Origin of the sequence: Phocaeicola acetigenes (assembly GCF_027529745.1) — a bacterium.
Lineage (GTDB): Bacteria > Bacteroidota > Bacteroidia > Bacteroidales > Bacteroidaceae > Phocaeicola > Phocaeicola acetigenes.
The window spans coordinates 513219-530037 of record NZ_JAPZVM010000001.1 but is presented as its reverse complement, the minus strand read 5'-3'; the positions used below and the strand labels follow the sequence as shown (position 1 = coordinate 530037).

The following is a 16819-nucleotide window of genomic DNA, read 5'->3' as shown; positions in this document are numbered from 1 at the left end:
TACTACTTTTGTATCCTCAAAAAATAAGCTTAAGATAAATATAACATTATAACTATGGCAAAAGAATTGAAAGATCTTACCAAAAGAAGTGAAAACTATTCACAATGGTATAATGATTTGGTGGTAAAGGCTGATTTGGCAGAACAGTCACCGGTACGTGGCTGTATGGTTATCAAGCCTTACGGATATGCTATTTGGGAAAAAATGCAGCGTATATTGGATGATATGTTTAAGGCAACTGGCCATGTCAATGCTTATTTCCCTCTGTTGATTCCGAAATCATATTTGAGTCGTGAAGCTGAACATGTAGAAGGCTTTGCTAAAGAGTGTGCCGTAGTAACTCATTATCGTTTGAAAAATGCAGAAGATGGTTCGGGTGTGATTGTAGACCCTGCGGCAAAGTTGGAAGAAGAGTTGATTATTCGTCCTACTTCTGAAACCATTATCTGGAGTACATATAAGAACTGGATTAACTCATACCGTGATCTGCCTATCCTGTGTAACCAGTGGGCTAACGTAATGCGTTGGGAAATGCGTACCCGTCTGTTCTTGCGTACAGCAGAATTCTTGTGGCAGGAAGGACATACAGCGCATGCTACTCGCGAAGAAGCTGAAGCTGAAGCTCAGAAAATGTTGCATGTATACGGTGACTTTGCAGAAAAATACATGGCTGTTCCAGTTATTAAAGGTGTGAAATCGGCTAACGAACGTTTTGCCGGTGCATTGGATACATATACCATTGAAGGTTTGATGCAGGACGGTAAAGCATTGCAGTGTGGTACTTCTCACTTCTTGGGACAGAACTTTGCAAAGGCTTTCAATGTGCAGTTTGTTGACAAAAATAATAAACTGGATTATGTATGGGCTACTTCATGGGGTGTATCTACCCGTTTGATGGGAGCTCTGATTATGACTCACTCTGATGACAATGGTTTGGTACTTCCTCCGCACTTGGCTCCGATACAGGTAGTAATTGTTCCTATTTACAAGAACGATGAACAATTGAAGCAGATTGATGCGAAGGTAGAAGGTATTGTCAACAACTTGCGTGCAATGGGTATTTCTGTGAAGTACGACAATGCAGACAACAAACGTCCGGGATTTAAATTTGCTGACTATGAGTTGAAAGGTGTACCTGTACGTCTTGTTATGGGTGGTCGTGACCTGGAAAACAATACAATGGAAGTAATGCGTCGTGATACACTGGAGAAAGAAACACGTACTTGCGACGGAATTGAAGAATATGTGAAGAATCTGTTGGAAGAAATTCAGGCTAACATTTATCAGAAGGCTCTGAAGTATCGTAACGAACACATCGTGAAAGTGGATACTTACGATGAATTTAAAGAACAGATTGAGAAAGGTGGCTTTATCTTGGCTCACTGGGATGGAACTACCGAAACCGAAGAACGTATCAAGGAAGAAACAAAGGCTACTATCCGCTGTCTGCCTTTCGAAGCAGACGAAGAAAGCCTTACTCCGGGTGTGGATATGGTTACAGGTAAACCATCTGCTCGCCGTGTATTGTTTGCTCGTGCATATTAATAAAGATACTCAAGGAATATTAAAAAAGGGATATGTCTGCATGATGTGGACATATCCCTTTTTATTGATTGCAGGTTGAGGATAGACAAAGGATTCTGTCAGAATGTGAGTGAAGTATAAAAGCCATAGCAGCCGTTTCCTGCTGTGGGCGATATTACGAGGTTATGCTTTTGTGCAAAAGGGCGTGTAAAGAGGTATGAACTTCCGGCGCCGATAACAGCTCCTGCAGCCACATCCCACCAGTCGTGCTTTTTCCCATATACACGGCTCCATCCTACATAAGTCGATACAATGTAGGAAGGAAGTCCCCATTTCCATCCGTATCTGCGCTGAATAAAAGTGGCTGCTGCAAAAGAAGTGGAAGTATGCATTGAAGGGAAAGAATGGTTGTCGCTATGATCCGGACGCTCTTTATGAACGGCATATTTCAGTGCGTACGTGATTCCTATCGTGGTGATTCCTGCCAATGCACCTTGTTTAAGACCTTGCCAGTCTTTTTCTATCAGCACAGCAGTCAGCCCGGCTACAGGCAGGAGTGCGGCTCCTATATCGCCCGAAGTCCGTATAGCTTTTCTCTGTGAGCTTACTTCTATCGTTTGAGCTTGTAATATTTCTGTAGACAGTATCAGGAGAAGCAGGAGGGCTGTTTTTTTCATAAGAGGGTGAGTTTCGGTAAAAATATAATCAGTCCTGTGATAGCAGCAGCGATGGATAAGATTAAAACAGCTCCTGCTGCCAGATCTTTTGTGCGTTTGATGGCTTCGTTGTATTCCGGAGAAACCAAGTCTGATAATGCCTCTATGGAAGAATTGATGGCTTCGGCAGCCAGTACTGTACCAATGGCTACGACTATAAACAGCCATTCTGTAGAAGACAATCCGATGAGGCTTCCGGCTACAATTACACATAAAGCTACGCTTGCATGTATCCAAGCATTATGCTCATAGCGTAAAAGAAGAAAAACGCCATTAAAAGCATAACGGAAGCTTTTCAGGCGTTTCTTTAGGGTAAATCCACTATTCTTCATTGATTAAAAATTGACGGTTACTTCTACCGGACAATGGTCGGAACCGTAAATCTCTGTATGAATCTTGGCTCCTTCCAGTTTGTCTGCCAATCGTGCTGAGGCAAGGAAGTAATCAATACGCCACCCTGCATTCTTTTCGCGCGCCTTAAAACGGTACGACCACCAGGAATAGATACTTTCCTGTGTAGGATAGAAATGGCGGAATGTATCAATAAATCCACTGTCCAATAAGGTTTGGAACTTCTCCCGTTCCTGATCGGTAAATCCGGCATTCATACGGTTGGTCTTGGGATTTTTCAAATCAATCTCTTTATGAGCCACATTCAAGTCGCCGCAAACCAATACAGGCTTCTTCTCATCAAGACTTTTCAGATACAGACGGAAATCGTCTTCCCATGTCATTCTATAGTCCAGTCTCTTCAAGCCATCTTGAGAGTTGGGCGTATATACAGTGACCAGATAGAACTCAGGCATTTCAAGAGTGATGACACGTCCTTCGTGGTCGTGTTCATCAATTCCTAAGCCGTAACTGACGGACAGCGGTTGATGACGAGTAAAAATAGCTGTTCCCGAATATCCTTTCTTTTCGGCATAGTTCCAATAAGAATTATAACCTTCGAAAGCTAAGTCGAGTTGTCCTTCTTGCATTTTTGTTTCCTGCAGACAGAAGAAGTCGGCATTCAGTTCGTTGAATATTTCACGGAACCCTTTGTCGCAACATGCACGCAGTCCGTTTACATTCCAGGATATAAGTTTCATAATGATAATAGTCTTGTTATTTATTTCTTTAAGTCGAAAAGATACGTTACTCTTCCTCCGATATAAGAGTGTGCGGAGCGACTGAACGGATCTTTTTTTGTACTGTGATAAAAGTCACTAAGTCCGAAGTAATAGCGGGCTTCTATAAGAAAATTACCAATTCCTGTGCGTATTTCTGCACCTGCACCACCTACAATTCCATAATCGAATTTTACTTCTGCTTTTTTCCCGTATTCGTTTCCCCATCTGTCAGGACGCATTTCAGGATGCCAGGATGTACTGTAAGTTTCCTTTTCGCTGAGGAGGAAGCCAATTTGTGGTCCTAAGTTCAAGATGAAACGTGCTCCATTTCCTTTATCCTTTCCAAAAGCCAGATGAGCCAGCAAGGGAATTTCCACATAGTTCATCTTGCGCATATAAGTATCTCCGCTTTCATCTTCAATCTTCTCTGTCCATCCTCTTTGTGAGAAGTTCAGTTCGGCCTGCAATCCGCAAATCATCTTGAAGTATTTTTCCGAGATATATCGTGCAGTTACTCCAAAAGAAGGAGTAATCATTGATTTTTGTGGAATACTTGGGTCGAAGCTGACAGAACTGAGGTTCACTCCTCCATTGACACCAATAGAGAAATTACTTCGTTCGTCTTGAAGCTGTGCATGCAGTGGCAAACTGATTAAACTGCCTGCCAGGCCTATCAAGGCAATAATAAATTGTTTTCTCATGTTATTCAAAGTCGAGTTTAATCAGTTCATAGTCTTTTGTGAAATGAACAAAGAATACTTTACGGTTGATGAACCCGCCCCAATTGTTTACTCGTTCAAATTTGAATCCGGTCTGTATGGGGACTACCTCTATTCTGTTCAGATTGCTTTCCAATTCATTTCCTTCCTGAGCCAGTCCCTTCATGAAGAAGTAGCCGATGTCGAATCCCAGCATACCATATTTTGGGAAAGTATTCGACATGTCTTTACTGTACCAGTGGCGGTATGTATGCGTAAAGTTGATTGCTGCCGGGAACAGATTGTTTGTATAGAATGAAGAATAGAAATAAGTATCCAGTTCATAGAAACTTGCCAAGTGATCCTGGGTGTAAGTTTGCCATTCCGGATAGCCAAACAAGTGCATGTCGAAATGCGGATGCTCACGACGTACCATGCTGAGGTGAGGCAACAGTCTGGTCAATGCTGTATTCTTACCCGAAGTAGGGATAAAGATTGTTTGTGCCGTAGTATCCATTGCGGCAATTACTTTATTAGGATCTATTTCGTTGCCCAACTGCAGTTGAGTAAACTTGACTTTGTTGTCTTTTAATTCCGATTTCAGTCCTTTGATGAATTCGGCTTTTTCCCGATCTCCGCTTCCGTCATCAAGGAAAATTACGTTATTGTTCTTGAACTTACGGATAAAGTGTTCGTATACTTCAGAATACAGATAAGACTGAGGTGTATTCACCTGATAAATCATCGGATTATTGAAAACCTGATCCACCTTTGGAGTAAATGGAATTACCAGGCGAATCTGATGCTTTTCTGCAAACTGAGCCAATGGCTTAATTGTTTCTCCACTGGCAACTCCGAAGATAATATCCATATCCTCCATTGTTTTCTGTGACAAGATGGAGTTGATGGTGGAAGTAGTTCCATTTGTATCGAATGTATAGATATCCATGGATACTCCCTGCTTCTTCAAACTGTCTACAGCAATCAGGAATCCTTCGTAAAACTCTGTAATTCTCGATTGTTCAGCCTGTGAAATCGAAGAATTAAGTTTGAGTGGAAGCATAACAGCCGCTTTGATGGTCTTGATAGACTTACGGTCTGCCTTACTTTCATTGAAAAGCTCTTCATTGGTTGGAACATTAGACGGCTGAGATACAGTATTCCCTGTAGCAGTCTGTTTCGGATAAGGAATAAACAGAAAACGTCCCTTTTTCAGCTTTCCGTTTCTCAGTTCCGGATTTGCCTCTATCAGCTCTTCCTCTGTGATTCCATACATGCGGCTGATGCTGTAGATTGTTTCTTTACGCTGCACTTTGTGCATGTCTCTCCAGTCGTTTTTCCGTACCTCCGGTGCCGGTGTGTGCGTTGCCGCTACAGCAGGCTGGCTTTCTTCCTGCATGGGAATAGATATTACTTGTCCGATACGGAAATTGCTGGCACTCAGTCCGGGATTGGCTGCGCAGATAGCCTGAGCAGTTACATTGTATTTCACAGTCAGTTGGTACAATGTTTCGCCAGCCTGTATGGTATGAAAAGTTTTATTGCTCTTGTTGGATGACTGAGTTTGAGGTATTTTCAACACTTCTCCGGCACGTATGCGGGTTTCACTGCCAGGGTTCAGCTGTATGATGTCTTGGGTGGATACATTGTACATGCTGGCAATGGAATACAAACTCTGTCCTTTCGTCACAGTGTGCAAAAAGTACCCGTTGCTGCTTTGAGCCTGCACAGGCAGATTAAGACTGCCTAAAGATAAAGCCAGAGAAAAACAAATTGTATGAATAAATTTCATTTTGGACTTAGTATTTGTTGAAAGACAAAAGTACAAAAAAAAGACTTATCTTTGCAAGGATATCATCTATTTTAAGGATATGACAGAAGGAAAAGAAACGATAAGCGTGTATGGAGCGCGCGTACACAATTTAAAGAACATAGATGTAGAGATACCGCGTGACAGCCTGACAGTGATTACAGGCTTGAGTGGCAGCGGAAAATCGTCGTTGGCTTTTGATACGATTTTTGCAGAAGGACAGCGGCGGTACATCGAAACTTTTTCTGCGTATGCCCGAAATTTCCTGGGTGGAATGGAGCGTCCGGATGTAGACAAGATTACCGGACTGAGCCCGGTTATTTCGATAGAGCAAAAGACAACAAACAAGAATCCACGTTCTACGGTAGGTACTACTACCGAAATATACGATTACCTGCGACTGCTGTTTGCACGTGCCGGAACGGCCTATTCTTATCTTTCCGGTGAGAAGATGGTGAAATATACGGAAGAGCAGATTATCGAACTGATTTACCGCGACTACAAAGGAAAGCGCATTTTTGTACTGGCTCCTCTGGTAAGAACCCGTAAGGGACATTACAAGGAACTTTTCGAGCAGATTCGCAAGAAAGGTTATCTGTATGTGCGGGTAGACGGAGAAGTCCGTGAGATAGTACACGGAATGAAGCTGGACCGTTATAAGAATCACAACATCGAGGTTGTAATCGATAAAACCATTGTTACAGACAAGGAAGACAAACGCCTCCGTCAGAGTGTGGCAACAGCCATGCAGCAGGGCGACGGGCTCTTGATGATTCTGGATGCGCAGACAGAAAGTGTACGCCATTACAGCAAACGCCTGATGTGTCCGGTTACAGGGCTTTCTTACAAAGAACCGGCACCTCACAACTTTTCTTTCAATTCACCTCAAGGAGCTTGTCCGCGATGCAAGGGACTGGGGTATGTCAATCTGATTGATGTCGATAAAGTCATTCCCGACCGCTCATTGTCTGTATACGAAGGGGCAGTGGCACCTTTAGGGAAATATAAGAATGCCATGATATTCTGGCAACTGGAGGCTTTGCTGGAGAAGTACGATGCAACCCTGAAAACTCCGGTAGCCGAATTGCCCGAAGATGCCATCAATGATATCCTGTACGGCTCCGATGAGCGTCTGAAAATAAAAAGCAGCCTCATCCATACATCGTCCGATTATTTTGTGACATACGATGGAATTGTAAAATACATTCAGCTGATGCAGGACAAAGATGCATCGGCTACCGCACAGAAGTGGGCCGACCAGTTTGCAAAGACAGACGTCTGTCCGGAATGTAAGGGTGCACGCCTGAACAAGGAAGCGCTCTATTTCCGTATTCACGATAAAAACATTTATCAGCTTGCAACGATGGACATCAGCGAACTGTACGAATGGCTGATGCAGGTAGATGCTCATCTGGAGAGTAAGCAGCAGATTATTGCAGCTGAAATCTTGAAGGAAATCCGTACGCGTCTGAAGTTCCTGCTCGATGTAGGACTGGATTATCTGTCCCTCAACCGTTCGTCGGTCAGCCTGTCGGGAGGAGAAAGCCAGCGTATCCGTCTGGCTACACAAATTGGTTCTCAGCTGGTCAATGTGCTTTATATCCTCGACGAGCCCAGTATCGGTCTGCATCAGCGCGACAACTTGCGTCTGATAAACTCGCTGAAAGAATTGAGAGACTTGGGTAACTCTGTCGTTGTAGTAGAGCATGATAAAGATATGATGCTGGCTTCAGATTATATCGTAGACATGGGACCGAAAGCCGGAAGACTGGGAGGGGAGGTCGTCTTTGCAGGTACACCCGAGGAAATGTTGCGTACCGATACACTGACTTCGCAATACCTCAACGGAAAAATGCAGATAGAGGTGCCGGAACATCGCAGAGAAGGAAACGGAAAATCAATCTGGCTGCGTGGAGCCTGCGGTAACAATCTGAAGAATGTAGATGTAGAGTTTCCGCTTGGCAAACTGATTTGTGTGACCGGTGTATCGGGTAGTGGAAAATCTACTCTGATAAACGATACCTTGCAGCCTATTCTTTCCCAGCATTTCTACCGCTCTTTACAGGATCCGTTGCCGTATGGAAGTATAGAAGGCTTGGAGTATATAGACAAGGTTGTCAATGTAGACCAGTCGCCTTTAGGACGTACTCCGCGTTCCAATCCGGCTACTTATACGGGGGTATTCTCCGACATCCGCAATCTGTTTGTAGGTCTGCCGGAAGCCAAGATCAGAGGATACAAACCGGGACGTTTCTCCTTCAATGTATCGGGAGGACGTTGTGAGGCATGTGGTGGAAATGGATACAAGACCATCGAAATGAACTTCCTGCCGGATGTGCTGGTGCCTTGCGAAGTGTGTCACGGCAAGCGTTACAACAGAGAAACACTGGAAGTACGCTACAAGGGAAAATCGATTGCCGATATTCTGGATATGACCATCAACCGGGCTGTAGAGTTCTTTGAAAATGTACCGCAGGTATTGAACAAGATTAAAGTACTGCAAGAGGTTGGTCTGGGATATGTCCGGTTGGGACAGCCGTCTACCACACTTTCGGGAGGAGAAAGCCAGCGTGTAAAACTGGCTACGGAACTTTCCAAACGCGATACGGGAAAGACCTTGTATATTCTCGACGAACCTACTACGGGACTTCATTTCGAAGACATCCGTGTGTTGATGACCGTACTGAACCGTCTGGTGGATAAGGGCAATACGGTAATTGTCATCGAACACAATCTGGATGTAATCAAGATGGCCGATTATATCATTGATATGGGACCTGAAGGAGGAAAAGGAGGCGGCCAGCTCTTGTCGTGTGGTACACCGGAAGAAGTGGCCTGCTGTGACAAAGGATATACACCTAAATTTATTAAAGAAGAATTGGGAATGTAATTATGGCAAAAGAAAAAATAGCAAAGACAAATGCAGCCCGTTTGTTGGATAAAGATAAAATTGCTTACGAGCTGGTACCCTATGAAGTAGACGAGAATGACTTGAGTTGTATTCACGTGGCGGCTACTTTGGGCGAGAACATAGAACAGGTATTCAAGACACTGGTCTTGCATGGCGATAAATCGGGATATTTTGTATGTGTGATTCCCGGAGAGCATGAAATCGATTTGAAGATGGCCGCCAAAGTATCGGGCAACAAGAAGTGCGATTTGATTCCTATGAAAGAACTGCTCCCTATTACGGGGTATATTCGTGGCGGATGTTCTCCTATCGGGATGAAGAAGCATTTTCCTACTTATATCCATGCAACCTGTCAGGACTTTCCCTTTATCTATGTCAGTGCAGGTGTACGCGGATTACAGGTAAAGATTGCACCGGCCGACTTGATTAAAGTGAGCAAAGCCGAAGTTTGTATGTTGTTCTAAAATCATTCCGGTGTCATACAGGCAGTGTGGTATAATCCTCGTCGTTGGCTTTGCAGCCAGCGTTGTCGGCTATAAAAACAGCGTCGTCGGCTTTATATTCGACGTCGTCGGATAAAGATTGTTTCTGTATCCGGATGCTATCCATAAAGAAATCCTCTTCTCACGTATTATCTTCAATCGTGAGAAGAGGATTTTTCTATATGTGCTTGCTCTTGGAAAAAGTCTTTAATATGTGATGTAGATAATTCTCTTTTCCCTGCACTTTGTTGTGTATGATAGGGAATAGGAAAAATGTGGAATGAAGGAAGGTTATTTTTTGAAAAAGTTGTGATTTATAAAAAAATATTGTATTTTGGTAAAGTGACTCTTAGGACTATATGCTACGGAAGAGAGTGGCACTTGGATAGGCAAAGGAAAACACTGTTATATCACGGAGGAACTGCACAATGTGATATTATAGCAGAATGAAAACTAAAAAACTTTATAATATGAAAAAGAACTTGCTTTTGACTTGTTGTTTAGGATTTTGTGCTTTGTCGATGATGGGTAACGCATGGAGTTTCTCTCAGGCGCATGAAGCTGACGAATGGAAATCCTGTTGGATGTCCAAGGAAGAGTATCGTGAGTTGGTTGATTCTATAGCCGATAATTATGCTGTTGGAAAGATTAATAGCCTGATACAGCGGGACAGCGTTTGGGTTACTTCCGAGAAAATAGATTCGATTCATTCGTTTTGTGGCAAGATAAAGGCTATGCTTGACCATGTGGAACAGGAACGCAGGGAAGGTAAACGTCCGGGTGCCTAGATTTTGAAAACAAGTTCCGAAGGTGTGAATATGTCAAAGAAATATAGGAAGATTGTCTGATTGTGGCTTCGGTCTGTCTGACCGGAGCAGGGCTGAAATATTTGTTTGATATTGATACGCCTGGTCTGGTGGAACAGATAGCAGGATCGTTGACTAATACCCCGGGATTGGCAGCTGCCGATTCAATAACTGACAGCAGTATCCCGGGAGTAGTTTATGCTATAGTAGGGGTATTTACTGAATACCCCTAAGTGTCTGTTGCCAGATGCGGTTACATTGATTCGGTGTTGTGTATAGACTGATTGATGCTGTCGATATAATCTAATATCTCCTTGCGTCCGGTTTTGTTTTCCGACGAAGATACGAAATGAGGAGGCAATTCTTCCCATTGTTCTTTTAGCTTATTGAGATAGCGGTTGACGTTGGAACGCGTTTTTGCTATACTCTGCTTGTCGGCTTTTGTAAAGATAATAGCAAACGGAACTCCGTTTTCTCCTAGCCATTCCATAAACTCAAGGTCTATTTTCTGTGGTTCCAGACGGCTGTCCAGCAATACAAACAGACAAGTCATCTGTTCACGCTCCAGCACATAATATTCTATCAGTTTCTGAATCTTCTCCATCATTTTTTTACCACGCTGGGCATATCCATATCCCGGCAGGTCTACCAGATACCATTCTTTGTTGATTAAGAAATGATTAATCAGCAAAGTTTTTCCTGGGGTAGACGAGGTCATTGCCAGTTTAGGACGCTTTGTCAGCATATTGATGAGGCTTGACTTTCCTACATTCGAACGTCCTATGAATGCGTACTCCGGTAAGTTCCCCTGTGGACACATGTCAGCCCGTGAACTGCTAATTTTAAATTCGGCACTGGTTATTTCCATGATGAGTTCTGTTTTTATAATACTGCGCCAAAGTTACGAAATAAAACTGATTTTATTGGAATGTATGGAAGACACAAGTTATTTGTGGTCGCATTTCTTGGTAATATCGACTGTAAATCCGGTTTCTGTAGGCATGAATTTACCTTTCTGCTTCAGAAAGACAATCAGTTCTTCAGCGTTCATGTCGCTGGCAGAACAAGTATAAAAACGCTGTTCCGCTCCAAACTTGCGGATAATAGCTTCTTTTAAGCTGGCTTCAGAGTAGCTGTTTCCTTCCATCATGTGAAGGACCTCGTGTGCATGTAATTGTTCCATCATTTATCAATTAAAAGTTTGTAGGTATAACAATATAAAATGGAGTTGGTTCATAAAGATTAGTATGGGAATATTTGCGACGGTTGTATGTAGGCACTCTTTTAAGTACTGAAGTTGTTGTCTTGAATAAAAATAACATATTTATGAAAATAGTGTTAATAAAAAAAGATACTCCCGTTAATCGCTATTAACAGGAGTATCACAACACAAAAACTAAACTAGACTTAACTAAACTATTTTAAAAGAGGAAGTTTCACAACTTCCATTTTTCATAAATATACTTTACAAATATAGATGATATATTTTAATGTACCAAAAAAACCGTAAAAAAAGTTTCAATTTTATTTCCAAACTGTGTTTTTTAGTTATTAAATATTTAAATAGTATGTTCGTTAACATAATTTTGAAGCTCCTGCTTATAACTGTCTGAGATAGGAATATATTCTTTTCCGAAAATAATCCTTCCTTTATCGATTAGCTTGATTTTCTGTTTTTGTACGATAAAAGAACGGTGTACACGGATAAACCGGCTGGACGGAAGTTTTTCTTCTATGGCCCGCATACTGATTAAAGACAATATAGGGCGTGCTTCTCCTTCCAGATAGATTTTGATATAGTCTTTCAAGCCTTCTATATAGAGTATCTTGCTCAGTTCTATCTGGACCAGTTTATAATCACTCTTTACATAAATAAAGTTGATTTCCTCTTTTGAGGCGGGTGCCGGGGTATTGTTGTGTTGCGCCATTTCAAACCATTGTACAGCTTTATTGACAGCCTGCATAAAGTCTGTGTAACTGATGGGTTTCAGTAAATAGTCTAATGCATTTACTCTGTATCCGTCGAGTGCATATTGTTCGAAAGCCGTAGTGAATACGATGCGGGTAGTCGGGGGAACCATGTGAGAAAAATCCAGTCCGTTCAGTTCCGGCATCTGTATATCGAGGAAGAGTAAATCTACAGGTTTTTCGGGAAGATATTTCATGGCTTGTATGGCACTGGAATAACTTCCTTCTAAAGTCAGAAATGAGGTTTTCTTTACATAGCTTTCCAAAAGTCCTAAAGCCAGAGGTTCGTCATCTACTATTGCACATCGTAATGTAGTCATAAAAAGGAGAAATTAGTGTGTTAGTTTTATAGTGATTACCGATAAATATTCTTTTTTGTCATCCGATAATTTCTGAATCCATTCATAAGCATTCGGATAAATTAGTTCCAGTCGTTTTCTGACTTGTTCAAGTCCTATTCCAGATCCGCTTTTATCAGTTTCTGCCTTGGGATGGTTGCTGTTTCGTATCATGCAGCAAATGTGGTCATTGTCTTCCGATAGCGTGATGTGAATAAAGCTGGGCTCGGTAGGAGAAATGCCGTGTTTGAATGCATTTTCTATGAGTGAAATAAAAATTAAGGGCGCAATAGGGGTAGAGCTGTTGGGCTTTATCTGAAACTCCGTTTGTATATTGACAAGCGTTGATACCCGGATACGCATCAGTTCGATATAATTGCGTATAAAGTCTACTTCCTTATGTAGAGGTACATACATCTGCTGATTGTCGTAGAGTACATAGCGTAACAATTTACTTAATTCCTGTACAGCCTGCTGTGCTTTTTCTGTATCAAAGGAGATAAGTGCATAGATATTGTTTAATGTGTTGAGTAGAAAATGAGGATTGAGCTGGTTACGCAGATTTTTCAGTTCTGCTTCGGTACGGCTTTTTATTGCTTCTTGCCGTGCTGCCTCGGATTCACTCCAGCGCATACTCATACGGATGGCCACACTTAATCCGGCTGCAAAGATAAGACTGGCCATATCACGCATATAAAATGTGTATTGTGGAGGAGCCGGACGCCTCATATCCATGGGGGGAGGAAAATGCAGATTGTTCCAGTATCGTAAGATAAAGGTGAGCGCTACAATGATGATAAAGTTGATTATAAGAAATTCTTTTGTGCGTTCCCGAAAAAGGATTTGAGGAATCAGAACCAGATAGTTGATATAAAAAATCAGAAATAGGGAAGTCGGTACCATCGAGTGGATCATAAAGACATGCCAGTCTATAAAACCGTTATTCCGTTGTACTAAAAAAAGTGGGAAAACGTAGAACATGCCCCAGCAGATGATGTGGATAAGCAATTCCAGAGGACGGTGTTTTCTTTCGTTTATAGGTTTCATGTGTGAGTAATAAGCTTTAGGAACAAAGATACGTGTTTTTTGGAGAAAGTCCGGCTGCTTGGAACGGAATAGTGTGAAACTTGGAAAAGAGTGTTCCGTACAGCCGGACAGGAAACCAAAGTTATGAAGAACAAAGTTGTTATAACAGACTTTCCCAAGCCCGTTTCGTTAAATATCTTATTCGTAGCGCAAGGCCTCTATCGGGTCAAGATCGGCTGCTTTTTTGGCAGGATACCAGCCGAAGAAAACACCTGTGAAAGTGCAGACTGCGAAAGAAAGCAGCACACTCCAAGGCTGGATAAAGACTGGCCAATGAGCTACGTTTTTTACGATTGCGCTGGCTCCGCATCCAAGAAGTACTCCTATGATACCTCCCGTGATACTGATGAGGATGGATTCTATAAGGAATTGCGACAAGATGTCTATACCTCTTGCTCCTACAGACATACGGAGACCTATTTCTCTTGTACGTTCGGTGACTGATACATACATGATATTCATAATACCGATACCACCTACTATTAATGATATACCGGCAATGCATGCCAGTAGTGTAGTCATCAAGTCGGTTGTTGTATTCAGCATTGAACTGAGTTCTTGTTGGGTACGGATGGTGAAATCATCACTGTCGGTAGTTTTCAGCTTATGTTCTCTGCGGAGGATACTTGTTATTTCGTCTACGGCTTCATCGGTCATCTCCTCAGTCAGAGCCGATGCAAAGATTCCGCTCAGGTAAGTCTGTGCCAGAAGTCTTTTCATCACAGTAGTATAAGGAGCAAGTACTACATCATCCTGGTCCATACCCATGGAGTTGTATCCTTTCGATTCCAATACACCGATTACCCGGAGAGGAATCTTGTTGCAGCGGATTATTTTACCAATCGGGTCTATACCATCGGGAAACAGATTGTCGACAATGGTTTTACCGATAACACAGACTTTGGCTGCGGTACGGATGTCGTTTTCTGTAAACATCTCTCCTTGTTCTATTTTAAGCTGGCGTATTTGCAAATAACCGATACTTACACCACTGACAGAAGAAGGATAGTTATTGGCTCCTGCTATAAGCTGTCCCGATGAAGAAACATTCGGACTGATGGCAGAAAGATACATGGACTCGTTGACCAATGTTTCATAATTTTCCAACTTTAAAGTTTGCATGGAAGAGGGGTCTTGGCGAACACCTCCACGCATTTCCGCTCCCGGATGAATCATAATCATATTCGATCCCATTTCTGAGATTTGCTGCTGTATGCTTCGTTTGGACCCTTGGCCTATGGCAAGCATGGTAATGACCGAAGCCACTCCGATGATGATTCCCAGCATGGTAAGGAAAGCCCTGAGTTTGTTGTTGGCCAAGGCTCGGAATGCTATTTTTAAAAGGTTTGTACCGTTCATTTTTTATTTCTTTTATCAGGTTCTATCACTTAATCTTCGTCATTGGTTGGCAGTGCAGCCAATGCTTCAGCAGCCGATAGAATATGTTTGTTTTCTATATCTTCGATGACATGACCGTCGCGCAACCGGATGTTTCGGCTACTGTATTGTGACAATTCCGGATTATGGGTAACGAAGATGATTGTACGTCCTTCGGCATGTAGTTTCTGAAACAGAACCAATATTTCGAATGAAGTACGTGTGTCGAGGTTTCCTGTAGCTTCATCAGCCAGAATCACTGCGGGATTGTTGACCAATGCCCGGGCTATGGCTACACGCTGCATTTGTCCACCTGACATCTGGTTGGACTTGTGTTCCAACCGGTCGCCCAATCCTACAGCTATCAATGATTCGATGGCTCTGCGCCGGCGTTCTGCTGCACTTACAGAAGAGTTGTACATTAAAGGCAATTCTACATTTTCTACAGCCGTTGTTTTTGGAAGCAGGTTGTAATTCTGAAATACAAATCCAATCTTCCGGTTACGGAGTATTGCTCTTTGAGGTTTACCCATGGTACGTACAGAAACTCCATCGAGTAAGTACTCGCCACTGGTGGGCGTATCCAGACATCCTAATGTATTCAGCAAGGTGGATTTTCCAGATCCAGAGGTACCCATAATCGTTACAAACTCCCCTTCATGTATGGTAAATGAAACTCCTCGCAAGGCATGGACAGTTTCATCTCCTACCTGAAAGTTTCGTTTGATATTCTGTAGTTCGATAATGACTTTTCTATTATCCATAATCAGATTATTTTTTCTTTTTGTCCTTATCCGGTGGTCCAGGCATAAATGGACTTCTTTCTCCTTGTGGACTGCTTTCTCCCAGGGTCGGTTCACTGCCTTTTACGATTGTTTCTGTAATGACAGGAGTTCCTTCCGAAATACCGCCAAGGATTTCTGTATTGCTTCCGTCAGAGAGTCCGGTTTTCACAGGATGTGCAATGAATGTATTGTTTTCCAATGTCCATACTTTATGTTCTCCTTCGCAGTTCTGGATGGCACGTCCGCCTGCCAGTTCTTTACTAGGGGCAAAGCGTAATGCTTTGTTGGGAACGGAAAGTACATTGTTGCGTTCGTCTGTGTAGATGGTGACATTGGCTGTCAGACGTGGCTTAAGTTTCAAATCAGGATTGTCGGCAGTAATAACAACTTCATAAGTGACTACGGTTTCACTTGTGCTGCTTGTGCTGCTCGTACTGCTGCTGTTTGTACTTCCTAATCGGATCTGAGCTACCTTTCCTTCAAATACGTCATCAGGATAAGCATCTACTGTGAAGGTAACTCGTGCACTGTCTTTTACTCCTGCAATATCTGCCTCGTCTACATCGGCTACAACTTGCATTTTAGTTAAGTCTGCTGCGATGTTAAATAGTGTCGGAGTCTCGAAGCCTGAAGCTACGGTCTGTCCTTCTTCTACATCTTTACTGGTTACAATTCCATTGATAGGGGAGGTAATGGTAGCGTACGAAAGGTTTCGTTCTGCCTTAGCCAAAGCAGCCTTTGTTTGTTCGTATGTACTGCGTGCCCGTTGATAGTTATATACAGATTGTTCGTAGTCTGTATCACTTATCAATTGTTTTTGATGTAATTTTTCGTTTCGTTCGTATAGCTTCTTCTGATAATCGTATTCGGCTTTTGCTCCATCGTAAGTGGCCTGAGCAGATTGCAAGTCACTTAATAAAGTGACCTTATCCATTTCGGCGATTACTTCTCCTTCCTTTACTACCGAGTTATAGTCGACATAGATTTTGTCTATGATACCCGATACCTGAGTTCCCACTTCGACCTCTGTTACAGGTTCTATGGTTCCTGTTGCCGTAATTGAATTACTGATGTTTTGTCTTTGTACCTGTTGGGTAGCAAACTCAATTTTAGTCTGTGCTTTTGAACCACTGAAAAGCCAGAAACCTCCAATTACAACGACTCCGGCAACTGTAGTAATAATAATTTTTTTATTTTTCATATGAC

The 16819-nt window shown here is 42.5% G+C and carries 18 protein-coding genes; 5 read left to right on the top strand and 13 right to left on the bottom strand.

The window, feature by feature from the left end; all coding sequences use genetic code 11:
• Positions 1-54 precede the first annotated feature (54 nt).
• The gene (proS, locus tag O6P32_RS02305; protein ID WP_178265847.1) at positions 55-1545 is read left to right on the top strand and encodes a proline--tRNA ligase; all 1491 of its coding nucleotides are present in this window, start codon (positions 55-57) and stop codon (positions 1543-1545) included.
• Positions 1546-1643: 98 nt separating this feature from the next.
• Here proS and O6P32_RS02300 read toward each other — a convergent pair whose 3' ends face one another.
• Genes O6P32_RS02300 through O6P32_RS02280 form a run of 5 tightly spaced genes read right to left on the bottom strand, consistent with a single transcriptional unit; the run spans position 1644 to position 5842 of the window.
• Positions 1644-2201 carry a phosphatase PAP2 family protein gene (locus O6P32_RS02300; RefSeq protein ID WP_269876553.1) on the bottom strand — a complete coding sequence of 186 codons (558 nt, stop codon included), beginning with the start codon at positions 2199-2201 and terminating at the stop codon, positions 1644-1646.
• Positions 2198-2572, bottom strand: a complete 375-nt coding sequence (locus O6P32_RS02295) for a diacylglycerol kinase family protein (RefSeq protein WP_269876552.1) — start codon at positions 2570-2572, stop codon at positions 2198-2200. Before O6P32_RS02295 ends, O6P32_RS02300 begins: the two co-directional genes overlap by 4 nt.
• A 3-nt stretch (positions 2573-2575) precedes the next feature.
• Complete coding sequence (locus tag O6P32_RS02290; RefSeq protein ID WP_269876551.1) at positions 2576-3331, bottom strand: exodeoxyribonuclease III; 756 nt, start codon at positions 3329-3331, stop codon at positions 2576-2578.
• Between the two features lie 20 nt (positions 3332-3351).
• Complete coding sequence (locus O6P32_RS02285) at positions 3352-4053, bottom strand: porin family protein (protein ID WP_269876550.1); 702 nt, start codon at positions 4051-4053, stop codon at positions 3352-3354.
• Between the two features lies 1 nt (position 4054).
• The gene (locus tag O6P32_RS02280) at positions 4055-5842 is read right to left on the bottom strand and encodes a LysM peptidoglycan-binding domain-containing protein (RefSeq protein ID WP_269876547.1); all 1788 of its coding nucleotides are present in this window, start codon (positions 5840-5842) and stop codon (positions 4055-4057) included.
• A gap of 79 nt (positions 5843-5921) precedes the next feature.
• On the opposite strand from O6P32_RS02280, the gene uvrA reads away from it, so the two are divergent.
• Together uvrA and ybaK are read left to right on the top strand one after the other, a co-directional pair.
• Entirely contained in the window at positions 5922-8750 is a 2829-nt protein-coding gene (gene uvrA, locus O6P32_RS02275) for an excinuclease ABC subunit UvrA (protein WP_269876546.1), read from the top strand.
• Between the two features lie 2 nt (positions 8751-8752).
• Complete coding sequence (gene ybaK, locus O6P32_RS02270; protein ID WP_178265841.1) at positions 8753-9235, top strand: Cys-tRNA(Pro) deacylase; 483 nt, start codon at positions 8753-8755, stop codon at positions 9233-9235.
• 13 nt (positions 9236-9248) lie between these two features.
• Here ybaK and O6P32_RS02265 read toward each other — a convergent pair whose 3' ends face one another.
• Complete coding sequence (locus O6P32_RS02265; protein WP_269876545.1) at positions 9249-9380, bottom strand: hypothetical protein; 132 nt, start codon at positions 9378-9380, stop codon at positions 9249-9251.
• 343 nt (positions 9381-9723) lie between these two features.
• Between O6P32_RS02265 and O6P32_RS02260 the strand changes: the two genes are divergently transcribed.
• Both O6P32_RS02260 and O6P32_RS02255 read left to right on the top strand, forming a co-directional pair.
• A complete protein-coding gene (locus tag O6P32_RS02260) occupies positions 9724-10041 on the top strand; it encodes a ParB N-terminal domain-containing protein (RefSeq protein WP_178265840.1) in 318 nt (105 codons plus the stop codon).
• A gap of 62 nt (positions 10042-10103) precedes the next feature.
• Positions 10104-10292, top strand: coding sequence for an aspartate-alanine antiporter-like transporter (locus tag O6P32_RS02255; RefSeq protein WP_408636030.1), 189 nt, complete (start codon positions 10104-10106; stop codon positions 10290-10292).
• A 20-nt stretch (positions 10293-10312) separates the two neighbouring features.
• Here O6P32_RS02255 and yihA read toward each other — a convergent pair whose 3' ends face one another.
• From yihA to O6P32_RS02220, 7 genes are all read right to left on the bottom strand, one after another.
• Positions 10313-10927 carry a ribosome biogenesis GTP-binding protein YihA/YsxC gene (gene yihA / locus O6P32_RS02250; RefSeq protein ID WP_178265839.1) on the bottom strand — a complete coding sequence of 205 codons (615 nt, stop codon included), beginning with the start codon at positions 10925-10927 and terminating at the stop codon, positions 10313-10315.
• A 78-nt stretch (positions 10928-11005) separates the two neighbouring features.
• Positions 11006-11242, bottom strand: a complete 237-nt coding sequence (locus tag O6P32_RS02245; RefSeq protein ID WP_178265838.1) for a YecH family metal-binding protein — start codon at positions 11240-11242, stop codon at positions 11006-11008.
• Positions 11243-11618: 376 nt separating this feature from the next.
• Positions 11619-12347 (bottom strand): LytR/AlgR family response regulator transcription factor, encoded by a 729-nt coding sequence (locus O6P32_RS02240; RefSeq protein WP_269876544.1) that lies wholly within the window; start codon positions 12345-12347, stop codon positions 11619-11621.
• Between the two features lie 12 nt (positions 12348-12359).
• A complete protein-coding gene (locus O6P32_RS02235; RefSeq protein ID WP_178265836.1) occupies positions 12360-13412 on the bottom strand; it encodes a sensor histidine kinase in 1053 nt (350 codons plus the stop codon).
• A 177-nt stretch (positions 13413-13589) separates the two neighbouring features.
• The gene (locus O6P32_RS02230; RefSeq protein ID WP_269876543.1) at positions 13590-14810 is read right to left on the bottom strand and encodes an ABC transporter permease; all 1221 of its coding nucleotides are present in this window, start codon (positions 14808-14810) and stop codon (positions 13590-13592) included.
• A gap of 29 nt (positions 14811-14839) precedes the next feature.
• On the bottom strand, positions 14840-15592 hold the full coding sequence (locus O6P32_RS02225) for an ABC transporter ATP-binding protein (RefSeq protein ID WP_269876542.1): 753 nt from the start codon (positions 15590-15592) through the stop codon (positions 14840-14842).
• A 7-nt stretch (positions 15593-15599) separates the two neighbouring features.
• Entirely contained in the window at positions 15600-16814 is a 1215-nt protein-coding gene (locus tag O6P32_RS02220; protein ID WP_269876541.1) for an efflux RND transporter periplasmic adaptor subunit, read from the bottom strand.
• Between the last annotated feature and the right edge of the window lie 5 nt (positions 16815-16819).